The 25,105-nt window shown below is 65.5% G+C and carries 18 protein-coding genes; 6 read left to right on the top strand and 12 right to left on the bottom strand.

Annotated features, from left to right (window positions below; all coding sequences use genetic code 11):
* Positions 1-2 precede the first annotated feature (2 nt).
* On the top strand, positions 3-1,094 hold the full coding sequence (gene apbC / locus SUTH_RS15850) for an iron-sulfur cluster carrier protein ApbC (protein ID WP_041100612.1): 1,092 nt from the start codon (positions 3-5) through the stop codon (positions 1,092-1,094).
* Here the strand turns inward: apbC and bioF are convergent.
* Both bioF and SUTH_RS15840 read right to left on the bottom strand, forming a co-directional pair.
* Positions 1,084-2,229: an 8-amino-7-oxononanoate synthase gene (gene bioF / locus SUTH_RS15845; RefSeq protein WP_197539605.1), complete on the bottom strand. Its 1,146-nt coding sequence runs from the start codon at positions 2,227-2,229 to the stop codon at positions 1,084-1,086. The genes apbC and bioF overlap by 11 nt on opposite strands.
* Positions 2,230-2,275: 46 nt before the next feature.
* Entirely contained in the window at positions 2,276-3,556 is a 1,281-nt protein-coding gene (locus tag SUTH_RS15840; RefSeq protein WP_041100608.1) for an adenosylmethionine--8-amino-7-oxononanoate transaminase, read from the bottom strand.
* Positions 3,557-3,602: 46 nt separating this feature from the next.
* Here SUTH_RS15840 and bioD point away from each other — a divergent pair, with 46 nt between their 5' ends.
* The 4 genes from bioD (at position 3,603) to SUTH_RS18680 (ending at position 9,034) form a co-directional block, all read left to right on the top strand.
* On the top strand, positions 3,603-4,271 hold the full coding sequence (gene bioD, locus SUTH_RS15835; RefSeq protein ID WP_041100606.1) for a dethiobiotin synthase: 669 nt from the start codon (positions 3,603-3,605) through the stop codon (positions 4,269-4,271).
* A 175-nt stretch (positions 4,272-4,446) separates the two neighbouring features.
* Positions 4,447-5,013 carry a dCTP deaminase gene (gene dcd, locus SUTH_RS15830; protein ID WP_041100604.1) on the top strand — a complete coding sequence of 189 codons (567 nt, stop codon included), beginning with the start codon at positions 4,447-4,449 and terminating at the stop codon, positions 5,011-5,013.
* Between the two features lie 65 nt (positions 5,014-5,078).
* Complete coding sequence (locus SUTH_RS15825; RefSeq protein WP_041100603.1) at positions 5,079-7,325, top strand: arginine/lysine/ornithine decarboxylase; 2,247 nt, start codon at positions 5,079-5,081, stop codon at positions 7,323-7,325.
* A 56-nt stretch (positions 7,326-7,381) separates the two neighbouring features.
* On the top strand, positions 7,382-9,034 hold the full coding sequence (locus SUTH_RS18680) for a caspase family protein (protein ID WP_171817385.1): 1,653 nt from the start codon (positions 7,382-7,384) through the stop codon (positions 9,032-9,034).
* A gap of 80 nt (positions 9,035-9,114) precedes the next feature.
* Here the strand turns inward: SUTH_RS18680 and SUTH_RS15815 are convergent, their stop codons facing one another.
* From SUTH_RS15815 to glgC, 7 genes are all read right to left on the bottom strand, one after another.
* Positions 9,115-9,615, bottom strand: a complete 501-nt coding sequence (locus SUTH_RS15815; RefSeq protein ID WP_041100601.1) for a dihydrofolate reductase — start codon at positions 9,613-9,615, stop codon at positions 9,115-9,117.
* A 10-nt stretch (positions 9,616-9,625) separates the two neighbouring features.
* Positions 9,626-11,056 (bottom strand): glycogen synthase GlgA, encoded by a 1,431-nt coding sequence (gene glgA, locus SUTH_RS15810; RefSeq protein ID WP_041100599.1) that lies wholly within the window; start codon positions 11,054-11,056, stop codon positions 9,626-9,628.
* A 178-nt stretch (positions 11,057-11,234) separates the two neighbouring features.
* The gene (gene pgi, locus SUTH_RS15805) at positions 11,235-12,866 is read right to left on the bottom strand and encodes a glucose-6-phosphate isomerase (protein WP_041100597.1); all 1,632 of its coding nucleotides are present in this window, start codon (positions 12,864-12,866) and stop codon (positions 11,235-11,237) included.
* Between the two features lie 10 nt (positions 12,867-12,876).
* Positions 12,877-15,432, bottom strand: coding sequence for an alpha-glucan family phosphorylase (glgP, locus tag SUTH_RS15800; RefSeq protein WP_041100595.1), 2,556 nt, complete (start codon positions 15,430-15,432; stop codon positions 12,877-12,879).
* A 126-nt stretch (positions 15,433-15,558) separates the two neighbouring features.
* Entirely contained in the window at positions 15,559-17,571 is a 2,013-nt protein-coding gene (locus SUTH_RS15795) for an alpha-amylase/4-alpha-glucanotransferase domain-containing protein (protein ID WP_041100593.1), read from the bottom strand.
* Between the two features lie 8 nt (positions 17,572-17,579).
* A complete protein-coding gene (locus SUTH_RS15790; RefSeq protein ID WP_041100591.1) occupies positions 17,580-19,316 on the bottom strand; it encodes a glycoside hydrolase family 57 protein in 1,737 nt (578 codons plus the stop codon).
* A 17-nt stretch (positions 19,317-19,333) separates the two neighbouring features.
* Positions 19,334-20,593: a glucose-1-phosphate adenylyltransferase gene (gene glgC, locus SUTH_RS15785; RefSeq protein ID WP_041100589.1), complete on the bottom strand. Its 1,260-nt coding sequence runs from the start codon at positions 20,591-20,593 to the stop codon at positions 19,334-19,336.
* Positions 20,594-20,727: 134 nt separating this feature from the next.
* On the opposite strand from glgC, the gene glgB reads away from it, so the two are divergent.
* Positions 20,728-22,881, top strand: coding sequence for a 1,4-alpha-glucan branching protein GlgB (gene glgB, locus SUTH_RS15780; protein ID WP_041100587.1), 2,154 nt, complete (start codon positions 20,728-20,730; stop codon positions 22,879-22,881).
* Between the two features lie 18 nt (positions 22,882-22,899).
* Here glgB and SUTH_RS19820 read toward each other — a convergent pair whose 3' ends face one another.
* The 3 genes from SUTH_RS19820 to SUTH_RS15765 form a co-directional block, all read right to left on the bottom strand.
* The gene (locus tag SUTH_RS19820; protein ID WP_041100585.1) at positions 22,900-23,259 is read right to left on the bottom strand and encodes a DUF2934 domain-containing protein; all 360 of its coding nucleotides are present in this window, start codon (positions 23,257-23,259) and stop codon (positions 22,900-22,902) included.
* 74 nt (positions 23,260-23,333) lie between these two features.
* On the bottom strand, positions 23,334-24,266 hold the full coding sequence (gene glk, locus SUTH_RS15770; RefSeq protein ID WP_041100583.1) for a glucokinase: 933 nt from the start codon (positions 24,264-24,266) through the stop codon (positions 23,334-23,336).
* On the bottom strand, positions 24,263-25,057 hold the full coding sequence (locus SUTH_RS15765) for a thymidylate synthase (protein ID WP_041100581.1): 795 nt from the start codon (positions 25,055-25,057) through the stop codon (positions 24,263-24,265). Before SUTH_RS15765 ends, glk begins: the two co-directional genes overlap by 4 nt.
* Positions 25,058-25,105 lie beyond the last annotated feature (48 nt).

The raw sequence follows: 25,105 nt of genomic DNA, 5'->3' as shown, positions 1-25,105 counted from the left end.
ACATGTCCATCAACGAACAAAGCATCCAGGATGCGCTCAAGACCGTGGTCGACGCCAACACCGGCAAGGACCTCGTCAGCGGCCGCAGCGTCAAGAACATCAAGATCACGGGCAGCGATGTCGCGCTCGACGTCGAACTCGGCTACCCGGCCAAGAGCCAGATCGAAGGCCTGCGCGCGGCGGTGATCGCGCAACTGAAAACACTGCCGGGCATCGGCAACGTCAGCGCCAACGTGTTTTCGAAAGTGGTGACGCATGCGGTGCAGAAGGGCGTCAAGCTGATCCCCGGCGTCAAGAACATCATCGCCGTGGCCAGCGGCAAGGGCGGCGTCGGCAAGTCGACCACCGCCGTCAATCTTGCCTTGGCGCTGTCGGCCGAAGGCGCCACGGTGGGCCTGCTCGATGCCGACATCTACGGCCCCTCGCTGCCGACCATGCTGGGCATTCCGGCCGGCCGGCCGGAATCCGCCGATGGTAAGAGCCTCGAACCGATGGACGCGCACGGCATCCAGGCGATGTCGATCGGCTTCCTGATCGATCCCGAGCAGCCCATGGTCTGGCGCGGCCCGATGGTGACGCAGGCCCTGACGCAGCTGCTGACCGAAACACGCTGGCGCGATGTCGATTACCTCGTCATCGACATGCCGCCCGGCACCGGCGACATCCAGTTGACGCTGGCGCAGCAGGTGCCGGTGACCGGCGCCATCATCGTCACCACGCCGCAGGACATCGCCCTGCTGGATGCGAGGAAGGGCCTCAAGATGTTCGAGAAGGTCGGCATCCCGATCCTCGGCATCGTCGAGAACATGAGCATCCACATCTGTTCCAAGTGCGGCCATGCCGAACACATTTTCGGTTCCGGCGGCGGCGACAGGATGGCGAAGGACTACGAGGTCGAGATGCTCGGCGCGCTGCCGCTCGACATGGCGATCCGCATGCAGATGGACGGCGGCAAGCCGACCGTCGAAGCCGAGCCGGACGGCGCGGCGACGGTGATCTACAAGACCATCGCGCGCCGCATCGCGGTGAAGATCGCCGAGAAGGCCAAGGACCACACCAGCAAGTTCCCCAGCATCAAGGTCGTCAACACCTGAGCGGCAGGCTGGCGGCGACGGCGTCCAGCAGTCGCTGCATGCCTTGTTCGTCGAGCCGGCTGTTGAGCGTGAAGCGAAGCCGGCTGGTGCCTTCGGGCACGGTCGGCGGGCGGATGGCGACGCCGAGCACACCGGCCTCTTCGAGTCGCCGGGCGGCGGCCAGCGCGTCCGCGTCGCTGCCGATCACCGCCGGAATGATCTGGGTGCTGGAGCCAAGCGTGTCGTAGTTGCGCTGCGCCAGCATCTCGCGCAAGCGTTGTGAATTTCGCGCCAGTTGCGCCCGCTCCGCGTCCATGCCAGGCACCAGGTCGAGCGCGGCATCCACCGCGCCCAGTACCGCCGGCGGCAGTGCCGTGGTGTAGATGAAGCCAGCGCAGCGGTTGACCAGCCAGTCGATCAGCGCCCGCGAGCCGGCGATGTAGGCGCCGAAAGCACCGAAGGCCTTGCCCAGCGTGCCCATCACGACATCCACGCCGCCACATTCCGCCGCGAGTCCGCGCCCCTGCGGACCGAGCACGCCGCTGGCGTGCGCTTCGTCGACATACAGCGCCGCGCCGTGACGCTCGGCCAGTTGCACCAGCGCCGCCAGGTCGGCGCGGTCACCGTCCATGCTGAACACCGATTCGGTAAGGATCAGCTTGCGGCCGGGGTTTGCCGAGTGCCTGCCGAGAAGCTCATCGAGGTGGTCGAGGTCGTTGTGGCGGAATATCTCCGTGTTGCACTTCGCGAAGCGTGCGCCGTGGATGATGCTGGCGTGGTTGAGCTCGTCGCTGAAAATCGCCGCCGCATTTGCCGTGTCACCAGCGCCGACTTTTGCCAGCGCCGGAATCACCGTGGCATTGGCCTGGAAGCCGCTGGAGAACAGCAGTGCTGCTTCGCAACCCTTGAACTCGGCCAGCCTTTGCTCGAGGGCAAGCGTGATGTCGCGCGTGCCGGTGACCAGCCGCGAGGCCGGCGCACCGGCGCCGTGGCGCTCGGCCCATTCGGCGGCGCGGGCCTTGACCAGCGGGTGCTGCGAGAGGCCGAGGTAATCGTTGGACGAGGCATCGATCAGTGCGCGGCCGTCGGCATCGTGCAAGGAGCCGTCGCCCCAATGCCAGGGGCGCAGGCGGCGCAGGCGATGGGCTGCGTCCAACTCTGCAAGACGTGTTCGTAGCAAGGCGTCCAGTTCCGCATCCATCTCAGAGCTGCCGGGCGCGTTCCGTCAGTACCTGGCGCACCGCCGCGGTCAGCGTCGTCAAGTCCTCGGCGGCAATGACGAAGGGCGGCATCAGATACACCACCTTGCCGAAGGGCCGCACCCAGACGCCAAGCTCGGCGAAGCGGCGGCGCAGGGCGTCGAGTTCGATTCTGCCCGCGAGTTCCACCGCGCCGATGGCGCCCTTGACGCGCACCTCGGCGACGCCGGCGAGATCGCGACAGGGCCCGAGTTCCGCCGCGAGTTGCGCTTCGATGGCGGCCACCTGAGCCAGTCGCGGCTCGCTTTCGAACAGGTCGAGCGAGGCATTGGCCGCGGCGCAGGCCAGCGCATTGGCCATGTAGGTGGGGCCGTGCATCAGGGCGGCGGCGGGATCGTCGGCGAGGAAGGCTTCGAATACATGGCGGCGCGCCACGGTGGCCGCCAGCGGCAGCGTGCCGCCGGTCAGCGCCTTCGACAGGCAGACGATGTCGGGTATCGTGCTGGTCAACTCGTCAGCCTCCTCGCAGGCGAACATGCGGCCGGTGCGGCCGAAGCCGGTCATGATCTCGTCGGCGATCAGCAGCAGCTTGTGTCGCGCGCAGGCTGCGGCGATGAAAGCCAGCGTTGCCGCGTCGTGCATCTGCATGCCGCCGGCGCCCTGTACCAGCGGCTCGATGATCACGGCGGCCAGTCGCTCGCCGTGGGTTTCCAGCAGCAGCTCGAAGGCGCGCCGCATGGTTTCGTCGCTGGGCAGTTCGGCCATGATCTGGTCCGGCATGGCGCCGGCGAACAGGCTGTGCATGCCTTCCTCGGGGTCACACAGCGCCATGGTGGCAAAGGTGTCGCCGTGGTAGCCGTGGCGGAAATAAACGATGCGCTGCTTCTCCGCCTGCCCCTTGTTGCGCCAGTACTGGATCGCCATCTTGAGCGCCACTTCCACCGCCACCGAGCCGGACTCGGTGAAGAAGACGCGCTCCAGGTCGCCCGGCAGCAGCGCGGCGAGGCGCTGCGCGAGGCGCGCCGCCGGTTCGTGCACCAGGCCGGCGAACATCACGTGGGGCAGGCTCGCAAGCTGCCGCTCGATCGCGGCACGAATGTGCGGGTGGTTGTAGCCGTGGCAGGCGGTCCACCATGAGGAAATGCCGTCGATCAGCTCGCGGCCGTCGGCTAGGCGGATGCGCACGCCCTGCGTCGCAACCACCGGCAGCGGCGCCGGCGCGGTCTGCATCTGCGTGTAGGGCAGCCAGAGGTGGGTGAGTCCCGGGGTAAGCCAGTCGGACATGTGAGGCGGGAGGGCGCGCCGGCTAGAATGGCGCAGCGGAGGGCGAATGGGCGCGAATTTTATCACCGGCACCGGTACCGACATCGGCAAGACCTGGCTTGCCTGCGTCCTGCTGCGCCATTGGCGGGCCGAGGGACGAGTCGTGGCGGCCTTCAAGCCGGTGCTGTCCGGTTTCGATCCGGCGCAGGCCGCCGCCAGCGATGCGGGCGCCTTGCTGGCCGCGCTGGGCCGCGAAGCGAGTATTGCCGAACTGGATGCCGTCGCGCCCTGGCGCTTTGCCGCGCCCTTGTCGCCGGACATGGCGGCGGCGCTGGAAGGGCGCCGGGTCGACTTCGAGCAGCTGGTCGGGTTTACCCGCCGTGCTGCCGCTGCGCCGGATCGGCCGGTGCTGGTCGAAGGCGTCGGCGGCGTCATGGCGCCGCTCGACGAAACGCATACCGTGCGCGACTGGATCGTCGCCAGCGGCCTGCCCTGCGTGCTGGTGGCCGGCAGCTATCTGGGCAGCCTGAGCCACACGCTGACGGCGATCGCGGCACTTGCCGGAGTCGGCGCTGGCGTGACGGCGATTGCGGTCAATGAGACGCCGGATTCGACCGTCACGCTCGATGCGACGCTGGAAACCCTGTCGCGCCACGCGCCAGGAATCCCGCTGGTGGGGATTGCGCGGGCCGCACCCCGGTCCGGCGTGGCCCGGCTGGCCGGGTTGCTTGCCTGACGGCGGCGCGAGGAGTGCATCTGTCCAGTTACTTCGAGCGTAGCGAGCCAATACAGGCCCCCGCCCCGGGGCGGGGGATGGGGGTGGGGGTGAAAATGAGATACGACCTAGCTTTCCCTCCGGGAAAGTTAGGCCGTATACTGCGCCCCCTTGACTCCCCTTACCCGGATGAACCATGGCCATCAAGTCTGACAAGTGGATCCGCCGCATGGCGGCCCAGCATGGAATGATCGAACCCTTCGAGCCCGAGCTGGTGCGCGAGATCGACGGCCGCAAGATCGTCTCCTACGGCACCTCCAGCTACGGCTACGATATCCGCTGCTCGCGCGAGTTCCGGGTATTCACCAACATCTACTCGACCATCGTCGACCCGAAGAATTTCGATTCCAACTCCTTTGTCGAGATGGATGGCGACCACTGCATCATTCCGCCCAATTCCTTCGCCCTGGCGCGGACCATGGAATATTTCCGCATCCCGAGGAACGTCTTGACGGTCTGCCTCGGCAAGAGCACCTACGCGCGCTGCGGCATCATTGTCAATGTAACGCCCTTCGAGCCGGAATGGGAAGGCTACGTGACGCTGGAGTTTTCCAACACGACGCCGCTGCCGGCCAAGATCTACGCCGGCGAAGGCTGCGCCCAGGTACTTTTCTTCGAATCCGACGAAGTCTGCGAAACTTCGTACAAGGATCGCGGCGGCAAGTACCAGGGGCAGGTCGGCGTCACCCTGCCGAAGATCTGAGTTCGGCCTCGCCCACACTTTTTGATTGACCCGCCGCGGCGGGTCTTTGCTTTTCGGGAGCAGCCATGCGTTTTCATTTCCCCATCATCATCATCGACGAGGATTTCCGCTCGGAGAACGCTTCGGGCCTCGGCATCCGCGCCCTCGCCGAAGCGATCAAGGAGGAAGGCATTGACGTGCTGGGCGTCACCAGCTACGGCGACCTCTCTTCCTTCGCCCAGCAGCAGAGCCGGGCCTCGGCCTTCATCCTCTCGATCGACGACGAGGAGTTCACTCCCGGCCCGGAACTCGATCCCGCCGTGCTGAACCTGCGTGCCTTCGTCGAGGAAATCCGCCACAAGAATCCCGACATCCCGATCTTCCTGCACGGCGAGACGCGCACCTCGCGCCACATCCCGAACGACATCCTGCGCGAGCTGCATGGCTTCATCCACATGTACGAGGACACGCCGGAGTTCATCGCCCGCCACGTCGTGCGCGAGGCCAAGGCCTACCTCGACTCGCTGCCGCCGCCCTTCTTCCGGGCGCTCACGCACTACGCCGCCGACGGCTCCTATTCGTGGCATTGCCCCGGCCATTCGGGCGGCGTCGCCTTCCTCAAAAGCCCCGTTGGCCAGATGTTCCATCAGTTCTTCGGCGAGAACATGCTGCGCGCCGACGTCTGCAACGCGGTCGAGGAACTCGGCCAGCTGCTCGACCATACCGGCCCGGTGGCGGCCTCCGAACGCAATGCCGCGCGCATCTTCAACGCCGACCACCTGTACTTCGTCACCAACGGCACCTCGACCTCGAACAAGATCGTCTGGCATTCCACCGTCGCGCCGGGCGACATCGTCATCGTCGACCGCAACTGCCACAAGTCGGTGCTGCACGCCATCATGATGACCGGCGCGATCCCGGTGTTCCTGATGCCGACGCGCAACAACTACGGCATCATCGGCCCGATCCCGAAGGAGGAATTCCGCTGGAAGAACATCCAGAAGAAGATCGCCGCCCATCCCTTCGCCAGCCAGGTCAAGGGCAAGCCGCGGGTGCTGACCATCACCCAGAGCACCTATGACGGCATCCTCTACAACGTCGAGGACATCAAGGAGGAACTCGACGGCAAGATCGACACGCTGCACTTCGATGAAGCCTGGCTGCCGCATGCCGCCTTCCACGATTTCTACGGCGATTACCACGCCATCGGCGCCGACCGGCCGCGCTGCAAGGAGTCGATGGTGTTCTCCACGCAGTCGACGCACAAGCTGCTGGCCGGCTTGAGCCAGGCCTCGCAGATACTGGTGCAGGACGCCGAGAACAACAAGCTCGACCGCGACGTGTTCAACGAGGCCTACCTGATGCACACCTCGACCTCGCCGCAATATTCGATCATCGCCTCCTGCGACGTGGCGGCGGCGATGATGGAAGAGCCGGGCGGCACCGCGCTGGTCGAGGAATCGATCGCCGAGGCGCTGGACTTCCGCCGCGCCATGCGCAAGGTGGACAAGGAGTGGGGCGCCGACTGGTGGTTCCAGGTCTGGGGGCCGAAAGATCTGTCCGAGGAAGGCATCGAGGAGCGCGAGGCCTGGATGCTCAAGCCCGGGGAGAAGTGGCACGGCTTTGGCAAGCTGGCCAAGGGCTTCAACCTGCTCGACCCGATCAAGGCCACCATCATCACCCCGGGCCTCGACGTCGATGGCGATTTCTCGGACGACAACGGCATCCCGGCGGCGATCGTCACCAAGTACCTCGCCGAGCACGGCGTGATCGTCGAAAAGTGCGGCCTTTACAGCTTCTTCATCATGTTCACCATCGGCATCACCAAGGGCCGCTGGAACACGCTGGTCACCGCGCTGCAGCAGTTCAAGGACGACTACGATCGCAACCACCCGCTGTGGAAGGTGCTGCCCGAGTTCGTCGCCAAGCATCCGCGCTACGAGCGGGTGGGCCTCAAGGACCTGTGCACCCAGATCCACGAGGTGTACAAGGCCAACGACGTGGCGCGCCTGACCACCGAGATGTACCTCTCGGACATGGTGCCGGCGATGCGCCCGGCCGACGCCTTCGCCAGGATGGCGCATCGCGAGATCGACCGCGTGCCGATCGACGAACTGGAAAACCGCGTCACCGCGGTGCTGCTGACGCCTTACCCGCCGGGAATTCCGCTGCTGATTCCGGGCGAGCGTTTCAACGGCACCATCGTGCGCTACCTGAAATTCGCGCGCGAGTTCAACGAGAAGTTCCCCGGCTTCGAGACCGACATCCACGGTCTGGTGAAGGATGCCAGCAACGGTGCCGTGCGCTACTACGTGGACTGCGTGGCGAACTGAGGATGGCGATCTCCGTCCGGCCCTGTGCAAGATGGCGGCGGCCACGGGAAATGACCATGAAATCCTGGTGTCTGGCAATTTTGTTGTGCGTACAGACGGTGCTGGTGGCGCAGGCCGCCGACGGCCGCAATCTTGCCGCGCAGCCGATCGGTCGCCGCATCGCGCTGGTCATCGGCAACGATAGCTACAAGGGGGTGGCGCCGCTCGCCAATGCGCGTGCCGACGCCCGTGCAATCGCCCAGGCCCTGGAGCGGGCCGGGTTCAAGGTAAGCTTGAAACTGGATGCCGACCTCGGCAGCTTCAAGTCCGCGCTGCGCAGCTTCAAGGCCCAGGTCGGCGGCGGCGACGAAGCGGTTTTCTACTACTCGGGTCATGGCGTGCAACTCGGTGCCGCCAACTACCTGCTGCCGGTGGACATCAAGGGCGACAGCGAGGAGCAGGTCAAGGACGATGCCGTGCCGTTGCAGCGTGTGCTCGACGACCTGCAGGAGCAGAAGGCGCGCTTCACGCTGGCCATCATCGACGCCTGCCGCAACAATCCTTTTCGCCAGACGGGCCGCGCCATCGGCGGTCGTGGCCTGGCGCCGACCACGGCGGCGACCGGACAGATGGTGCTCTATTCGGCGGGAACCGGGCAGCAGGCGCTGGATCGACTGGGGCAGGGGGACAAAAATCCCAATGGCGTGTTCACCCGCGTGCTGCTCAAGGAAATGGACAAGCCCGGCGTGCCGGTGAACGATGTGCTGCGCAACGTGCGCGAGGAAGTGGTCGAACTTGCCAAGGGCGTCGGCCACGAGCAGGTGCCTGCGCTTTACGACCAGTCGCTGGGGCGCTTCTATTTCCGTGCTGGTGATTCGGCGCAGGTCGCCGTATCGACACCACAGCTGGCGGTGGTTCGGCCGGCAGCCGAAGCATCTGCCTCGTTGGCGCCCGTCAGTCCGCGGCAGGCGATCCCGCTGTCGCTGCCGGGAAATGTCTGGACTGTCCTGGAAAACTCGGAGGCCTTCCGCTTGACCCCCAAAGCAAAAAGGGTGCGCGTCGAGTACGAGATGACGAGCGATTTGTTCAATGTCAAGGCCGGCCGCCGCGAATGGTCACGCTTGCCGGAACCTCTCACCTTTTTCCGCGAACAGGAACCGGTGGGCGACAAGTGCGTTGCCAGCCGCAACTGGTCGGTGGACCTGGACGGCCGCACGACGCGCGAGCCGGATCGTGCCGGCTACAGCTGCGCCCACCTTTCCCTCGGCTCAGGGAAGAAGGGCGCGTCGCCCGACGCGCGACTGCTCGCCATCGACGAGCTGAGCGGAAGCCTGTTTCCGTTGCGTGCGGGCGCCGAGAGCACCTCGCGTTCCACCATGGCGCTAAGTTCTTCCGTCGCCTACATCAAGGCGACGAACCACTGCCGGGTAAATGGACAGCGAAGCGCCGGTGAATTGCATCCCAGGTTGAAGGGGATGGCGTGGAGCATCGTCTGCCGATATAGCGCCACTTACGGCGACGGCAGCAAACCGGCAGAAGAGACCCGGGAGGACTACTTCCTCGAGGATTTGGGCATCTATCTCTCCGACATCGCCGTGCACTCGGTTCGGGACGGCAGGACGACCTACGTGCTGCCGGCACCCGGCTACCGTACCAGTTCGTTCAGTCCGGATAAGTCCCGCCGCTGGGATAGCGAGTACCTTCGCTACGAATGGACCGTCGGGGAATGAACTTCCGCGTGCCGCCCAAGGTCGGGATAGTTCGCCTGCCTGTTGCTTGCAAGAAGTGACGAAATACCCGGCGAGAACTTCTAGCCCTTGCCTCTTTGGTAGGTGACGAAGGCGTAGTTCAGGCCAGCTTCGTCCCGATGCGTTTCGCGCGCGACTTCCTGCCATTGGTGATGGTCTATGGCGGGAAACCAGGTATCCCCTTCGATGCTGGCTTCGATTTCGGTCAATTGCAGGCGGTTCGCCAGCGGCATGGCCGCGACATACAATTCCGCGCCGCCGATGACGAAGGCTTCGCCGCTTTCCGCCGCTGCGAGGGCCGCCGGCAGGGAATTCGTGACCACGGCGCCCTCGGCCTGATAGCCGGCATTGCGCGTGACGACGATGTTGCGCCGGCCGGGCAGGGGGCGAAATTTCGCCGGCAGCGATTCCCAGGTCTTGCGTCCCATGATCACGGTGTGTCCCGTGGTCAGTGCCTTGAAATGCTTGAGGTCCGCCGGAAGGTGCCAGGGCAGGCGATTGCCGATGCCGATCACGCCATTTCTGGCGACGGCGGCGATCAGTGTGAGGAGGGTTGCTGGCATCGGCCGGCGATTATAGGCGCTGGTAGAGTTCGACGTAATGCTGTGCCGCGTCGGCCCAGCTGGAGTCGCGGGCCATGCCCTGTTTCTGCAGCTTGCGCCAGCGCCTGGGGTCGTGCCAGGCTTCGGCGGCGCGTTGCAGGGCTTCCAGCAGGGCCGCCGCCGTGGCCGGTCCGAAAACGAAACCGTTGCCATGCTTCTCGTCGGTGGCATCGATCACGGTATCGGCCAGTCCGCCCGTGGCGCGCACCACCGGTGGCGTGCCGTAGCGCAGGCTGTACATCTGGTTCAGGCCGCAGGGTTCGAAGCGCGAGGGCATGACGAAAATGTCGGCACCGGCCTCGATGCGGTGGGCCAGTGCTTCGTCGAAGCCGATGCGGACCGCGCAGCGATCCTTGTGTTTGTGCGCCAGCGCCGTCCAGCGGTGTTCCATCGAGTGCTCGCCGCTGCCGAGAACGACGAGTTGTGCCGGCAGCTTGAGTACCTGCGGCGCCGCTTCCAGCAGCAGGTCGAGCCCCTTCTGCTCGGTCAGGCGGCTGACCACGGCGAGCAGGGGGAGGTCCTCGCGGCGTTCGAGCCCGAGTTCTTCCTGCAGCGCCGCCTTGTTGGCCGCCTTGCCCTCCATGCGGCGGGCGCTGTATGTCTGGCGCAGGTGGCGGTCGGCGGCCGGATTCCAGGCCGTGGTGTCGATGCCGTTGAGGATGCCGGAGAGCCGGTCGCCGCGATGGCGCAGCAGGCCGGCCATGCCCATGCCTTCGGCATCGGTCTGGATTTCGCGGGCGTAGCTCGGGCTGACCGTGGTGATGGCATTGGCATGTTGCAGGCCAGCCTTGAGGAAGGACAGGTAGCCGTAGTACTCGACGCCGTCGATCCGCCAGGCTTCGTCCGGCAGCCCGAGTTCGAACAGGGAGGCATGGTCGAACAGGCCCTGGAAGGCCAGGTTGTGCAGGGTTAGCAGTGACTTCGCCTGCGCTCCCGGCAGGTAGTGCAGATAAGCCGGGGCAAGCCCGGTCTGCCAGTCGTTGCAGTGGACGATGTCGGGCTGCCAGTCGAGCGTGCTCGCCGCCGAGCCGAGCCACGCGGCGACGCGCGACAACAGCCCGAAGCGCAGGTGGTTGTCGAGCCAGTCGCGTCCTTCGGGCCCCAGGTAGGGGTTGCCCGGTCGATCGAAGTAGTGCGGGTAATCGAGCAGCAACAGCGGCGTGCCGTCGGGTGCCCTCGCTTGTCGCAGTGTCGGTATCGGCAGCAGGCCGCCCAGCCAGTGCGGCTGCGCGATTTCTTCGGCATCCGGAAACGCCTTCAGCAGCGCGGGATAGGCGGGCACCAGCACGCGCACGTCGATGCCCAGGGCGCGCAATGCGGCGGGCAGCGCACCGGCGACGTCGCCGAGGCCGCCGGTCTTGACCCAGGGGGCGATCTCGGAGGTGGCGAAAAGGATATTCATTCCGCAAACAGCTTTTGGTCCGCAGATTTCGCAGATTTGCGCAGATGGATCAACAAGATTGGTGCGTCTGGCCCATCGCCTATCGGGTTGGCCAGCGATCGTCTCCAACCCGGCGAATTACCACGTTTGAATCTGCGCAAATCTGCGAAATCTGCGGACCAATTGCTTTTTTGTAGGTTCATGACTTGCAGGCGCTGATCAGCCCCGCGGTCGAACTGTCGAGGCCGGCGGCCGGCGCCTTGCCTTCGATGATCGGCAGCAGCCGGTTGGCCAGCTGCTTGCCGTATTCCACGCCCCACTGGTCGAAGGGGTTGATGTCCCAGACGATGCTCTGCACGAAGACCTTGTGCTCGTAGAGCGCCAGCAACGCGCCGAGGTTGAACGGGTCAAGGCGAGGCAGCAACAGCGTGGTCGACGGCTGGTTGCCGGGGAAGCTGCGGTAGGGCGCGAGCGCCGCCACCTGCTCGGGACTCGTGCCGCCGGCCGTGAGTTCGGCGGTGGTTTCCGCCAGCGTCTTGCCGCGCATCAGCGCTTCGCTTTGGGCAAAACAATTCGCCAGAAGTTTCTCGTGGTGGCCGGGCAAGGCAAAGTCGGGCTGGCGGCAGGCGATGAACTCGCAGGGCACGAGGCGTCCGCCCTGGTGAATCAGCTGGTAGAACGCATGTTGGCCATTGGTGCCGGCTTCGCCCCAGAGTATCGGTGCCGTCACGCAGTCGAGGGGCCGGCCTTGCCTGTCCACCTGCTTGCCGTTGGATTCCATTTCGAGCTGCTGCAGGTAGCGCGGCAGCAGGGCCAGCGACTGGCTGTAGGGCAGCAGGGCGCGGTTGTCGGCGCCGAGGACGTTGGTGTTCCAGATTTCCAGAAGTGCCAGCAGGCCCGGCAGGTTTTCTGCAACCGGCGCCGAGAAAAAGTGTTCGTCCATGGCGTGCGCGCCGGCCAGAAATTGGCGGAAGTGGTCGAAGCCCACGGCCAGCACCAGCGGCAGGCCGATGGCAGACCACAGCGAGTAGCGTCCGCCGACCCAGTCCCAGAAGGCGAAGGCATTGGCCGGGTCGATGCCGAAGCGGGCCACTTCCGCAAGATTGGTCGACACCGCGACGAAGTGCCGCGCCACGGCTGCCTCGCCCAGCGCCCGGACCAGCCAGTGGCGCGCCGAGGCGGCGTTCTGCATGGTTTCCTGGGTGGTGAAGGTCTTGCTGGCGATCACGAACAGCGTGGTGCGCGGCTGCAGTCCGGCGAGCACCGTGGCCAGATCGGCGCCATCCAGATTGGCCACGTAATGTACCGTGAGCTCGGGATGGCGAAACGCGGCAAGCGCCTGGGTGGCCATGCGCGGCCCGAGGTCGGAGCCGCCGATGCCGATGTTGACGATGTCGGTGATCGGTTCGCCGGTGGCGCCGCGCCAGTGGCGGCCATGGATCTGCGCGGCGAAGTCGCGCATCCTGTCCAGTTCGCGCAGAACGTCCGGCATGACATCGCGCCCGGCATGCATGATCGGCCCCTTGCCGGCGGGATGACGCAGGGCGATGTGCAGCGCCGCGCGTTTTTCGGTGTGGTTGATGGCCTCGCCGGCGCGCATGCGGGCGATCCAGCCGGGAACCTCGGCGGCATGCCAGAGCTGATGCAGCCGTTCCATGCATGCAGCCGCCACGCGTTGCTTGGAATAGTCCAGCAGCCAGTCATTCCAGCGCACCGACAATGATGAAAACCGCTGCGCATCCGCGGCGAACATGTCGCGCAGATGGACGCCCCGGATGGATTCGGCTTCGCTCGCGAGGGCTTTCCAGGCGGCGGCAGTGACGGTTTTCATGGGAGGCTTCCTACAGCCAGAGCATCATGCCCATCTCGAAGGGATGGGTCAGCAGTTCGTGAGTCGGAAACACCCTGACGCGATATTCCATCTTGCCGCATTGGTCGGGTGTCAGTTCGCGCGAGAACAAGTGCTCGCCGCGCTCCAGCGGCCGCTCATGGTGCAGTTCATAGCGCCGCGCCCTGGCGGAGGTGGGTTCGCCGGGGCGGGTGAACACCAGTTCCACCGTCAGGTCATCCGGTGTCAGGCCGTCGAGCTGCACCGCAATTTCGAAGCGCAGCGTTTCGCCGTAGCGGATGCGGGCCGCCATCTGATCGATGCGGCGCAGGCCAATGCGCGGCCAGGCCGCGCGTATCCGCGCCTTCCAGTCGGCGACCCGGCGTGCGCCGGAAAAGTCGGCGCTGGAGTAGCGGCGCCACTGCTCCGCGGCCGGTGAGTAGAACTTTTCGGCATAGTCGGTCAGCATGCGCTGCATGTTGAAGCGCGGCATGATCGATGCGATCGATTGCTTGGCCATGGCGACCCATTCCGGGGAATAGCCGAGCGAGGTGTTGCGGTAGTACATCGGGATGACACTGTCCTGAAGCAGCTCGTACAGGGTGCGCGCTTCGTCGATGTCGCGCTGCGCGGGATCGAGGCCCTCGGCCGCCGGCTTGATCGCCCAGCCGTTCTTGCCGTCGTAGCCTTCTCCCCACCAGCCATCGAGCACCGACAGGTTGATGGCGCCGTTGATCGCCGCCTTCATGCCCGAAGTGCCGGAGGCTTCCAGCGGATAGATCGGATTGTTGAGCCAGACATCGACGCCGGCCACCATGCGCCGCGCCAGGTGCAGGTCGTAGCCTTCGACCAGCAGGATGCGGCCTTCGAACTCGCGCTGCTGCGACAGTTCGGCGATCTGGCGGATCAGCCGTCGCCCCGGCTCGTCGGCCGGATGCGCCTTGCCGGCAAAAATGAACAGTACCGGATGCTGCGCGTCGGACAGGATTTCGCGCAGCCAGTCGAGGTTGTTGAACAGCAGCGCGGCGCGCTTGTAGGTGGCGAAGCGCCGGGCAAAGCCGATGGTCAGCACCGTCGGATTGGTCGGATCGGCGCTGCGCAGCACGCGATCCAGGTGCGCCTCGGAACCCTGGTTGCGCAGATGCTGCTGGCGGACCCGGCTGTGCACCAGATGCAGCAGCTGGGCCTTGAGCGACTGGCGGATGCTCCAGAAAATCTGGTCCGGAATGCGCTGCACGCCGTTCCAGCAGCTTTGGTCGGTGAGGCGGTGCTGCCAGCCGAGGCCGAGGTGGCGGTCGAAGGTTTCGTACCAGTCGGTGGCGAGAAACGTCGGCACATGCACCGCGTTGGTGACGTAATCCATCGGATTCTCGGCCGCGGCGACCTGCGGCCAGAGGTCGCCGCAGATCCGCGAGGAGACCTCGCCGTGGATGCGCGACACGCCATTGTGGAAGCGCGAGCCGCGCAGCGCCAGCGCCGTCATGTTGAATTCGCCGCCGTTGCCGCCGACGCGACCCATGTTGAGCAGGCCGTCGCGGTCGAGCCCGGTTGCCTTGCAGAATTCGCCGAAGTAATGCATCACCATGTCGTCGGCGAAGTGGTCGTGACCGGCGGGCACCGGCGTGTGGGTGGTGAATACCGTGTTGGCGGCCGCCGCTTCGAGCGCGGCGGCGAAGGACATGTTCTGCCCGACCAGGTTGCGGATGCGTTCCAGCACCAGGAATGCGGCATGGCCTTCATTGATGTGCCAGACGGTGGGATTCAGCCCGAGTGCGTTGAGGGCGCGCACGCCGCCGACACCGAGCACGATTTCCTGCTCGATGCGGGTGCGCCGGTCGCCGCCATAAAGTTGATGGGCGATGCCGCGGTCGGCTTCGCTGTTTTCGCCGAGGTCGGTGTCGAGCAGGTAGAGGCTGTTGATGCCGATGCGTGCCCGCCAGACCTTGGCCCACACCGTGCGGCCGGGAAAATCGACGCCGACGCGCACGTCGCTGCCATCCTGATTGCGCATCGGCTCGATCGGCATGTCGTCGAAATCGTTGTCGCCGTAGTGGGCGGTCTGGTTGCCGTCGCGATCGATGGTCTGGTGGAAATAGCCCTGCCGGTAAAGCAGGCCGACGGCGATGAAGGGCAGGCGCAGGTCGGAGGCGCCCTTGCAATGGTCGCCGGCGAGGATGCCCAGGCCGCCCGAGTAGATCGGCAGGCTTTCATGAAAGCCGAACTCGGCGCAGAAGTAGGCGATCAGGTCGGTCGACTGCAACGGCGGTTTGCCCGGCAGCTCCAGCCGCGGTTCCGAGTGATAGGAATCGTAGGCCGACAGCACCCGGTTCATGGTGCCGAGGAATACCGGATCGTCCGCTGCCTCGTTGATCCGCTTCTGGTCCATGCGCTTGAGGAAGGCCTTGGGGCTGTGGTGGGTGGCGCGCCACAGGCCCGCACTCAGGCGCGCGAACAGCGAGCGGGTCGGCCGGTCCCAGCTGTACCAGAGATTGTTGGCGAGTTCGTCGAGACGCGCGAGTCGCGCGGGAATCTCGGGATTGACTTCGAGTTGATAGCGGGTGCCGGGCATGATGGTTACCGTAGTTAATTCTGGGCGCTGTGCATAGTGATTGTCGAGCATCGCGAGCAAATCAGTAGCCCCCGCCCCGGGGCGGGGGATGGGGGGTGGGGGGCGTCACTATTTTGCTTTTGCATTCTACGATGCAGGAATTATCCGCAGCGCAATGATCTGTTCGGTATCGGTCGCGGGCGACCATGCCAGGGTAATGCAGACGGCCTGCATGATTTTTTCGAAACCGGCTTCGGATTGCGACACGGTGCGGTGCGGCCTTGCGTCGAGCCGGACCGGCTGGCTGGCCTCGATGCGCAAGGCGCCATGCAACTCGCTGTCGTCCAGCGTGAGCGAGCGCATGTCGTCGAGTTGGAGTGGGTCGCCGAAACCACCGGGCACGCGACCGTCGGCCAGCACGTAGCGGCCGCCGAAGCCGTCGCAGCTCGGCATGGCGATGTTGATTTCGGTTTCGATCGCGGCCGGGAGCCGGGTGCCCTCGACCCGGAAGCTGACACAGAGCGCATCGTCCTTGAGCGCATAGCGTTTTTCGATGCGCCAGCCTTCGCCGCCGCTGACCCAGCGGCCCGGTTCCGCGCCCGGCACATAAGCGGCAAGCGGCCGCATCATGCCGTTGGCGTCGACCATCGCGTCGATGAAGAGACCCCGCGGACGCTCGTCCGGATCGGCGTCGCCTTGCAGGATGGTGTGCAGGTAGGCGACGCGGTCGTGGGCCGACGTGATCCCCGTGCCTTCCTCCGCCGTCGCTGAAGCGGATTCGCCGTAGCTGATTTTGCCGTGGTAGACCTCGGGGTAGGCGCGCAGGGTATCGCCGAAATTGTGCGCCAGCGCCAGGCTGGAAAGCTCCACCAGCGCGGCGTGACCGTCGTCGCGCGCATAGGCGTGGATCTGTGCATTGCGGAATGCCGTTTCGACGTGGCCGTCATGATCGAGGTCGCCCTGCTGCTGGCGCGGACAGGGCGCCAGGTGTTCCAGCGCGGCTTCGAGTTGCAGCAGGTTGTTCCAGATGGCGCGGCGCAGGTGCGGCAGGTAAAGGCCGCCGAACAGGCCGTGCCAATAGGCATCGTTGGCCTGTGCCCGGTGCAGGAACTCCTGCAGATCGGACGTGCGCTGTTCGGCGGGCAGCCCGGCCAGCCGCCGCGAGGCGCCGAGCATGCGCTTGTGCATCCAGTTGGCTTCGGTATAGCGCGACATGAAGTTGCGCCAGATGCCGCCGCGCAGGAAGGGCTTGTGCTCTTCGAAGCGGCCGGCGGCCTTTTCCGCCTCTATCAGCGCGTGATAGGTCGCGGCACGAGGCGCCGGCAGGGTCCATTCGTTCATTTCGATATAGGACGTGGTCGGCAGGTACACGATGCCGCGGGTTCGCTCGCGGGCGTGGTACTCGGCGTAGGTCTCGGTGCGGATCAGCTTCGATGCCAGCACGCCTTCGACGAACTGCGTCAGCCAGCCCTTTTCGTACACCCACTGGTAGGTCTCGGGCCAGATGCCGAACTTTTCGATGTCGTCGAAATAGATCGAGGCGCGATGACCCTGGCGCGCCAGATCTTCCAGCCAGGCCACGGCCTCGGCGGCCGGCGAGAACGGCAGCCGGTAGCGCGCGGCTTCCGAAATCGGGAACAGGTCGAGGCGGCGGCCGTCCTCGTCGGTCGAGAAAAAGCTGTCGAGGTGCGCGGCATCTTCGCCGGCACAGAGGAAGTGGTAGTCGTCGACCGCCACGTAGCGGATGCCGGTGGCGACCAGCGAGGTGACCACCGAGGATTCCCAGACGCGCTCGGTGAGCCAGGCGCCGGAGGGACGCATGCCGAAGCGGCGCTCGATCTTGTCGGACAGCGTGGCGATCTGCGTCACCCGGTCGCGATGCGGAATCGCCGCCAGCACCGGTTCGCAATCGCCGGAGCCGAACCATTCGACCTGGCCGCGGCGGGTCATGGCCGCCAGGCGCGCCATGTCGTCGGGAAAGCGTTCGAACAGGACATCCAGCAGCCAGCCGGAAAAGTGCACGCTGAAGCGGAACTCCGGATAGCGCTCCATGACGCGCAGGAACATGCCGTAGCTGCGGATGTGGGCGTCATCGATGACCGCCGGGAAATTGCCGACGGGCTGGTGGGCATGAACCCCGAACAGGAGACTGATGGGCATGGGTGAGCTCAGCTTTGGGAAACGGTAACGCGACGCATGGAGCCGCCTTCGGCGGTGGCAGATCCGGCGCAGATGGGGGTTTCGAGTTGCGGCGGCGGCTCCAGTTGCAGCAGGCGATAGAGCCGCGTCAGATTGCGCCGGTACAGGCTGTCGAAGCTGGCGACCGCGGCGGACGGGTTGTAGTCGCCGAACCACCAGAACCAGTCGGAGCTTTCGCAGATGGCCAGTTGCGTCTCGACGGCGGCAATTTGCGCGGCGTCGAGCCGGCCGCTGGCGAGTACCCGGTCGCAGCTCTTCTTGGCCTCGCACAGCATATCCCAGCCGCGGTTTTTCGCCTCGTCGCCGATCCAGGTGGACAAGGTGCCGTACACCCAGCTGCCCGCCGTCAGGCGCGGCAACGGGGTCGCCACCGGCGACGGTGATCGTGCCAGGAGTTCGGCGTAGGTGGTGCTGCGGATGCGCGGATGCTCGGCGAGCAGGGCGTAGAGATCGTCAAAGAAGTAATAGCCGTTGTAGGGATAGTGCTCCCAGGCATTTTCGCCGTCGAGGATGATGCTGACCACCGGTGTTTCGTTCTCGGTGGCGGCATCGAGGATGGCTTCGAGCTGCGTCACCAGGTGCTGCGCGGCATCGCGGCCATGCCATTTGGCGTAGTCGAAGCCGATCAGGTCCGAGAGCCGCTCGTCGCGGAAAAACAGCGTCAGCCCCGGTGCCTTTTCCAGGCGCCAGGGACGATAGGCGGCATGCGGGTCGGCGATGCCGCTGGCGGCGAGGCTGTTCTTCAGCACGCCTTCGCCGCTGGCGATCCAGCGGCAGCCGGACGTGGCCAGATGTTTTACAAAGTCCTCGGAAACGGCCCCTTCCGCTGGCCACATGCCGACCGGCGTCGCGCCGAAGCGCCGGGCGTGGCTGGTTCGCGCGGCGCCGATCTGGGCGATGACGCGGCTGCGTCCGCCGGGGTAGGCGGCGGCGAAGGGCAGCGGCGCCTGGGGCAGGCTTTCGCGGGCAACCTGGAAGTCGAGCAGGAGCGGCGACAGCGGATGTGTTTGCGGGGTGGACGAGAGCTCGACCTGGCCGCGCGCGGCGAGCGCCCGCCAGCGCGGAATCAGCCCGGTGATCAGTTCGCCGATGCTCGCCAGCAGACGCTGCCGGTCGTCCGCGTCATAGCCTTCGCCCTGGCTCATCAGCGTTGCCAGCAGCGGATTGCGGCGGCGTTCGGTTTCGCCGGTCCAGGCCAGGTGGTACCAGGTGACGAGGTCCGAGAAGTAGGCGCCGGACAGGTAGCCGTAGGCAATTTCGTTTTCGTGCACGAGCAACTGGTAGATGTCGTGCAGGCGCTTGTATTGAGGAAAGGGCGCCAGCATGGTGACGTGGTTGCTGCGGAAGCAGGTGGCCAGCAGCAGGCGCCGATCGGCGTCGCTGATGCGGTCCAGGTCGGGGGTGGCCAGCATGCGCAGCAGCGGATCGCGGAACTCGCCGCTGGCGAACTGCTGCGCGTAGTCCTCGATCTGGTCGAGCAGCACCGGCACGAAATTCACCACGCAGCGGATGTGCGGATGGCGTTCAAGATGCGCCGCCATGTCGACATAGTCCTTCATGGCGTGCAGGTACACCCAGGGCAGGACGAATTCGCCGGTGGATTGATGGGCCGCCGTACCGCCAGCGCCGACTCCCGTGGCGCCATGGTCGCGGTAGTCCGGCTGGTGCATGTGCCAGAGAAAGACCAGGTCGAGGGTTTTCGTCACAGCAATCCCGTTTCGCTTTATCGGATGTGATGGATCTTCTGGCCCAGCATTTCCGGCGTCACCAGGGTGATGCCGTTTTCGCTGACATGGAAGCGCTTGCGGTCGGCCTCGACGTCGTAACCGATGGTCATGCCTTCGGGAACGCGGCAATGCTTGTCCATGACCACCCGGCGCAGCTTTGCGCCGCGTCCGATGTGCACGTCGGGCAGGACCACCGATTCCTCGATCTCGGCAAAGCTGTGTACATGGACGCGGGAGAACAGCAGCGACTTGCGCACGACGGCGCCGCTGATGATGTCGCCGCCCGAGACCAGGGAATCGACCGCCATGCCGCGCCGGCCTTCGTCGTCGAAAACGAACTTGGCCGGCGGCAGTTGTTCCTGATGGGTCCAGATCGGCCAGTCGTCGTCGTAGAGATTGAGTTCGGGGGTGACCTTGGTCAGCTCCATGTTGGCTTCCCAGTAGGCGTCGATGGTGCCGGCGTCGCGCCAGTAGGGAATGCCGCTGCTGTCCATGCCGACGCAGGAGTTGGCGAAATTGTGCGCGAACGCGCGATAGCGCTCGACGCAATGCGGGATCACGTTCTTGCCGAAGTCGCGCGACGAGTGCGGGTCGTCGTGGTCGCGGATCAGCTGCTCGTAGAGGAAGTCGGCATTGAAGACATAGACCCCCATGCTGGCCAGCGCCCGGTCGGGTCGCCCCGGCATCGGAGGCGGGTTCGCCGGCTTTTCGACGAAGGCGGAAATGCGCTGGTTGTCGCCGACGTGCATGACTCCGAACTCGCTGGCTTCGGCGAGCGGCACATCGATGCAAGCGACGCTGAGATCGGCCTGGCGATGCACATGCTCGGACAGCATGCGGCCGTAATCCATCTTGTAGACGTGATCGCCGGAAAGCACCAGCACATGTTTCGGCCGGTTGCGCCGAATCAGGGCCAGGTTCTGGAATACCGCATCCGCCGTGCCTTGATACCAGTTTTCGCCAACCTGCTGCTGTGCCGGCAGGATGTCGATGAACTCGTGGAAACGGCCGTCGAGAAAGCTCCAGCCGCGCTGCAGGTGCTGGATCAGGCTCTGTGCCTTGTACTGCGTGGCGACACCGATGCGGCGGATGCCGGAATTGACGCAGTTCGACAGCGTGAAGTCGATGATGCGGAATTTGCCGCCGAAGGGTACCGCCGGCTTCGAACGCGAGTCGGTGAGTTGCATCAGGCGGCTGCCGCGCCCACCGGCCAGGATGATGGCGAAGCTGCCGCGGGTGAGTTCGCTGGTATTCATCGACGGATATCCTCGCTTGCCATTGCCTGCAGGAAACCTCTGGTGCCGCCCGTCCCTGTAATCGACTGCATGGTGATCCCTCCGTTGCGGCTACAATCTGCACGATAGCAAAAAAACCCTTCGAATATATACCCATGCCAGACCTTGCCTGCGCCGCATTGCTCGAAGCGCGCGAACATGATCCGTTTGCGGTGCTCGGTCTCCATGCCGAGGGCGCCGGCTGGCGGCTGCGGGTATTCCGTCCGCATGTGAAATCGGTCGCGGTGGCGCTGGCCAATGGCGAGTGGGCGCCGCTGAAACGCCGCAGCGGTTCGGACCTGTTCGAATGGCGGGGAACCTCGCCTCCGCCCCGGCCGTGGCGCCTGGACATCGATGGCGTGAGGCAATACGATCCCTACGCGTTCCCGCCGCAGCCGCCGGCCGACGACCTGTTCCTGTTCAATGCCGGACGCTTGCGTCAGGCCTGGCGCACGCTTGGCGCGGTGCCGGGGACCCGCGAAGGCATTGCCGGCATCTGTTTTCGCGTCTGGGCGCCGAATGCCGAACGGGTCTCGGTGGTGGGCGATTTCAATGGCTGGGATGGCCGCGCCCATCCCATGTCGACCCTGGGCGCATCCGGTGTCTGGGAATTGTTCATTCCGGAACTGGCCGCCGGTGCGCTGTATCGCTTCGAGTTGCGCGTGCGCGGCAGCGGGGCGCTGCGGCTCAAGAGCGACCCCTACGCGCTGGCCTTCGAGCGGCGCCCCGCCACGGCCTGTCGCGTAACGCCGGCGACGCAGCACGCTTGGAATGACAGCGGCTGGATGGAGGCGAGGAGCACGCGCGACTGGCTGTCCGCGCCGATGAGCGTGTACGAAATGCATCTGGGCAGCTGGATGCGCCATCCCGACCGCAGCTTCTACAGCTACCGCGAGCTGGCGGCGCGGCTGGTGCCCTACCTCGTCGAGCTGGGCTACACGCATGTCGAATTCCTGCCGCTGATGGAACATCCGCTCGACGAATCCTGGGGCTATCAGTGCACCGGCTTCTTCGCCCCGAGTTCGCGCTTCGGCAGCGCCGACGACCTGCGCTTCCTGATCGACAGCCTGCATCAGGCCGGCATCGGCGTGCTGCTCGACTGGGTACCCGGACACTTTCCGGCCGACGACTGGGCGCTGGCCCATTTCGATGGCTCGGCGCTCTACGAACACGCCGATCCGAAGCAGAAGATGCATCCCGACTGGGGCACGCATGTCTTCAACTACGGGCGCAACGAGGTCAGGAGCTTCCTGCTGTCCTCGGCGTATTACTGGCTGTCCGAGTTCCACATCGACGGCCTGCGTGTCGATGCCGTGGCGTCGATGATCTATCTCGACTACTCGCGCAAGGCCGGCGAATGGACGCCCAATGTGCATGGCGGGCGCGAGAACCTCGAAGCCATCGCCTTCCTGCGCGAGCTGAATGAAATGGTGCACGGCGACTTCGCCGGAGCGCTGACCATTGCGGAGGAATCCACGGCCTGGCCCATGGTGTCGCGGCCGACCTGGCTCGGCGGTCTCGGATTCTCGATGAAATGGAACATGGGCTGGATGAACGACACGCTGGACTACATGCAGCACGATCCGGTGTATCGGCGCTACCAGCACGAGCGGCTGACCTTCGGCCAGCTCTACGCCTACACCGAGAACTTCGTGCTGCCCCTGTCGCACGACGAGGTGGTGCATGGCAAGGGTTCGCTGCTGGGCAAGATGCCGGGCGATGAATGGCAACGCTTTGCCAACCTGCGCCTGCTGCTGGCCTACCAGATGATGGCGCCGGGCAAGAAGCTGCAGTTCATGGGCGCCGAAATCGGCCAGTCGTGGGAATGGCGAGCGGCGGAAGAACTCCCCTGGCATCTGCTCCAGTATCCCCTCCACGCCGGGGTAAAAAGCCTGGTGCGCGAGTTGAACCATCTCTATGTGCATGAACCGGCCTTGCATGAACTGGACTTTTCCTCCGCGGGCTTTCAGTGGATCGACTGCCACGATGCCGACCAATCGGTGGTGAGCTGGTTGCGCCGCACACGCGACGGCCGCCATGCCGTGGTGGTGCTGAACTTCACGCCGGTGCCGCGCCATGGCTATCGCCTCGGCGTACCGCTGGCACAGGATTACCTTGAGCGGCTGAACACCGATTCCGCCCACTACGGCGGCAGCGATCTGGGCAACGGCGGCCGCGTGACCGCGGAATCCCGCTCCTGGATGGGATTCCCGGCTTCGCTGACACTGACCTTGCCGCCGCTGGCGGCGCTGGTGTTGCTACCGGCCTGAGCGGCCCCGCTCAATACCCTACTGGCCCACCCGGCCTTCGGCCAGCAGCCGATCGATCTCGGCCTCGGCCTGCACCCAGTCTTCCAGCGGATTCCCCGGCGCAAAGCCGCGCCGCTCGGCGATGTAGTAAGCGGCCATCTCGATATAGTTCCTGCGCTGCTCCGACGGAATACCGGCCGCCTTTTTGGCGCTCGCGCGTTTCGGCTTTGCCGCTGCTGCCTTTGGTGCCGCCTTCGGGACCGCCGCTTTCGCCGCACTCACTTTGGCGATGGGCTTCGGCTTGGCCGCCGTGGTTGCCGGCTTGGTCCTGGCGACACCCTTTGCCGGTGTCGATCGCTTGGCGGGCGGCGCTTTTGTACTGCTCCTGGTGGTTGCCATATTTGCCTCCTCCTGACTGTGGCTTTATCCAACTACCATGCTGCGCTCACTATATGACGGGATATTGACAAACATCAAGCTTTGGATGCGAGGAGTACTGCGCCGCGCAGGCCGAGCAGCGGATCGGTGACGACGTGAACCGGCATGCGCGCGGCGATGGCGGCATGTTCGGCCTTGGCATTGAAGGCGGCAAGGAAGGGGCCGTGTTGCAGCGCCGGCAACAGTCTGGCGGCGATGCCGCCGGCCAGGAATACGCCGCCTCGTGGCAGGCAGGCCAGCGCCATGTCGCCGGCGAAGGCGCCATATGCGGCGAGGAACATATTCAGCGAGCGGCGTTCTAGCGTGTCCGGATCGTCGAGTGCGCGGGTCGCAATCTCCTCCGGCGGCAACTCGATGCCGGCGATGAACGCGTGGATGGATGTCAGCCCCGGTCCCGAAACTACCCGTTCCCAGGTAACGCGGCCGTGTCGTGCATTAAGAAAACTCCACAGCGCCGCCTGCTCGCCATCCGCCGGCGCGAAGGCGACATGGCCGCCCTCGCCGGCAAGCACCCGCCATCGCCCGTCTTGCGGCAGGACGATGGCCATGCCGAGGCCGGTGCCGGCGCCGACGACGAGGCGCGGCGCCGCGGCCAGCGGCGCTCCCGATTGCAGGGTGGCCTTATGTGCGGAGGACGCGGTGACCGCACCCAGCGCCGCGGCGGCAAAGTCATTCGCCAGGTGCAGGACGGGCAAGCCGAAGTCGTGCGCCAGCGCATCGCTGTCGATGGTCCACGGCAGATTGGTCAGCCGTGCCGAGCGGCCGTCATCGGCAATCGGCCCGGCCACGGCGAGGCAGCCGCCACGGATCAGCGACGGATCGGTCCGCGTCTCGGCAAGGAAGCTTGCCAGCAGACTGGCGAAATCCTGAAAGTCGGCGTTGGCGATACGGCGATCGACGCGCAGTTCATCGCCCTGAAACAGACCGAGCAGGGTCTTGGTGCCGCCGATGTCGCCGCAAAGGATCACACCGCCACCGGCGCCGCGATGTGCGGATGCGGGTCGTAGCCCTGCAGCGTGAAATCCTCGTAGCGGAAGCCGAAGATGTCTTTCACCGCAGGGTTCAGCAGCATGGTCGGGCGCTGGCGCGGCTCGCGCGCGAGTTGCAGGCGGGTCTGCTCCATGTGGTTCGAGTAGAGGTGGCAGTCGCCGCCGGTCCACACGAAGTCGCCGGGCGCGAGGTCGCAGACCTGCGCCACCATCAGCGTGAACAGCGCATAGGACGCAATGTTGAAGGGCACGCCGAGGAAGATGTCGGCACTGCGTTGATAGAGCTGGCAGGAGAGCTTGCCGTCGGCCACATAGAACTGGAACAGCGCGTGGCAGGGCGGCAGCTTCATCTGCGGAATGTCGGCCGGGTTCCAGGCCGAAACGATGTGCCGGCGCGAATCCGGATTCTGCTTCAGTCCCTCGATCAGTTGCGTGATCTGGTCGATCTCGCTGCCGTCCCTGGCCGGCCAGTGCCGCCACTGGTGGCCGTACACCGGGCCGAGGTCGCCGTTGGCATCGGCCCAGTCGTCCCAGATCGAGACACCGTTTTCCTTGAGGTAGCGGATGTTGGTGTCGCCCTGCAGGAACCACAGCAGTTCGTGGATGATCGAGCGCAGGTGCAGCTTCTTGGTGGTGAGCAGCGGGAAGCCCTCGGCCAGGTCGAAGCGCATCTGCCAGCCGAAGACCGAACGGGTGCCCGTGCCGGTGCGGTCGGATTTCTCGTGCCCGTGGTCGAGTACGTGGCGCATCAGGTCAAGGTAGGGGCGCATGGATGACGGCGGGACTTATAATCGGCCATCCATTTTACTGGAATCGTT

The sequence above is a fragment of the Sulfuritalea hydrogenivorans sk43H genome (assembly GCF_000828635.1).
GTDB lineage: Bacteria > Pseudomonadota > Gammaproteobacteria > Burkholderiales > Rhodocyclaceae > Sulfuritalea > Sulfuritalea hydrogenivorans.
Note: the sequence above shows the minus strand (reverse complement) of the source record. Positions and strands in the feature narration are given on the sequence as shown.

What these genes read in the sequence shown, in the direction of transcription:
- bioD (WP_041100606.1), top strand. Translation starts at nt 3,603, where the DNA reads ATGGGCGCGAATTTTATCACCGGCACCGGTACCGACATCGGCAAGACC.
- glgA (WP_041100599.1), bottom strand. Translation starts at nt 11,056, where the DNA reads ATGAATATCCTTTTCGCCACCTCCGAGATCGCCCCCTGGGTCAAGACC.
- SUTH_RS15765 (WP_041100581.1), bottom strand. Translation starts at nt 25,057, where the DNA reads ATGCGCCCCTACCTTGACCTGATGCGCCACGTACTCGACCACGGGCAC.
- glgP (WP_041100595.1), bottom strand. Translation starts at nt 15,432, where the DNA reads ATGCCCGGCACCCGCTATCAACTCGAAGTCAATCCCGAGATTCCCGCG.
- apbC (WP_041100612.1), top strand. Translation starts at nt 3, where the DNA reads ATGTCCATCAACGAACAAAGCATCCAGGATGCGCTCAAGACCGTGGTC.
- SUTH_RS15825 (WP_041100603.1), top strand. Translation starts at nt 5,079, where the DNA reads ATGCGTTTTCATTTCCCCATCATCATCATCGACGAGGATTTCCGCTCG.
- SUTH_RS15815 (WP_041100601.1), bottom strand. Translation starts at nt 9,615, where the DNA reads ATGCCAGCAACCCTCCTCACACTGATCGCCGCCGTCGCCAGAAATGGC.
- SUTH_RS15795 (WP_041100593.1), bottom strand. Translation starts at nt 17,571, where the DNA reads ATGCCCATCAGTCTCCTGTTCGGGGTTCATGCCCACCAGCCCGTCGGC.
- glgB (WP_041100587.1), top strand. Translation starts at nt 20,728, where the DNA reads ATGCCAGACCTTGCCTGCGCCGCATTGCTCGAAGCGCGCGAACATGAT.
- SUTH_RS19820 (WP_041100585.1), bottom strand. Translation starts at nt 23,259, where the DNA reads ATGGCAACCACCAGGAGCAGTACAAAAGCGCCGCCCGCCAAGCGATCG.
- SUTH_RS15840 (WP_041100608.1), bottom strand. Translation starts at nt 3,556, where the DNA reads ATGTCCGACTGGCTTACCCCGGGACTCACCCACCTCTGGCTGCCCTAC.
- SUTH_RS18680 (WP_171817385.1), top strand. Translation starts at nt 7,382, where the DNA reads ATGAAATCCTGGTGTCTGGCAATTTTGTTGTGCGTACAGACGGTGCTG.
- pgi (WP_041100597.1), bottom strand. Translation starts at nt 12,866, where the DNA reads ATGAAAACCGTCACTGCCGCCGCCTGGAAAGCCCTCGCGAGCGAAGCC.
- glgC (WP_041100589.1), bottom strand. Translation starts at nt 20,593, where the DNA reads ATGAATACCAGCGAACTCACCCGCGGCAGCTTCGCCATCATCCTGGCC.
- dcd (WP_041100604.1), top strand. Translation starts at nt 4,447, where the DNA reads ATGGCCATCAAGTCTGACAAGTGGATCCGCCGCATGGCGGCCCAGCAT.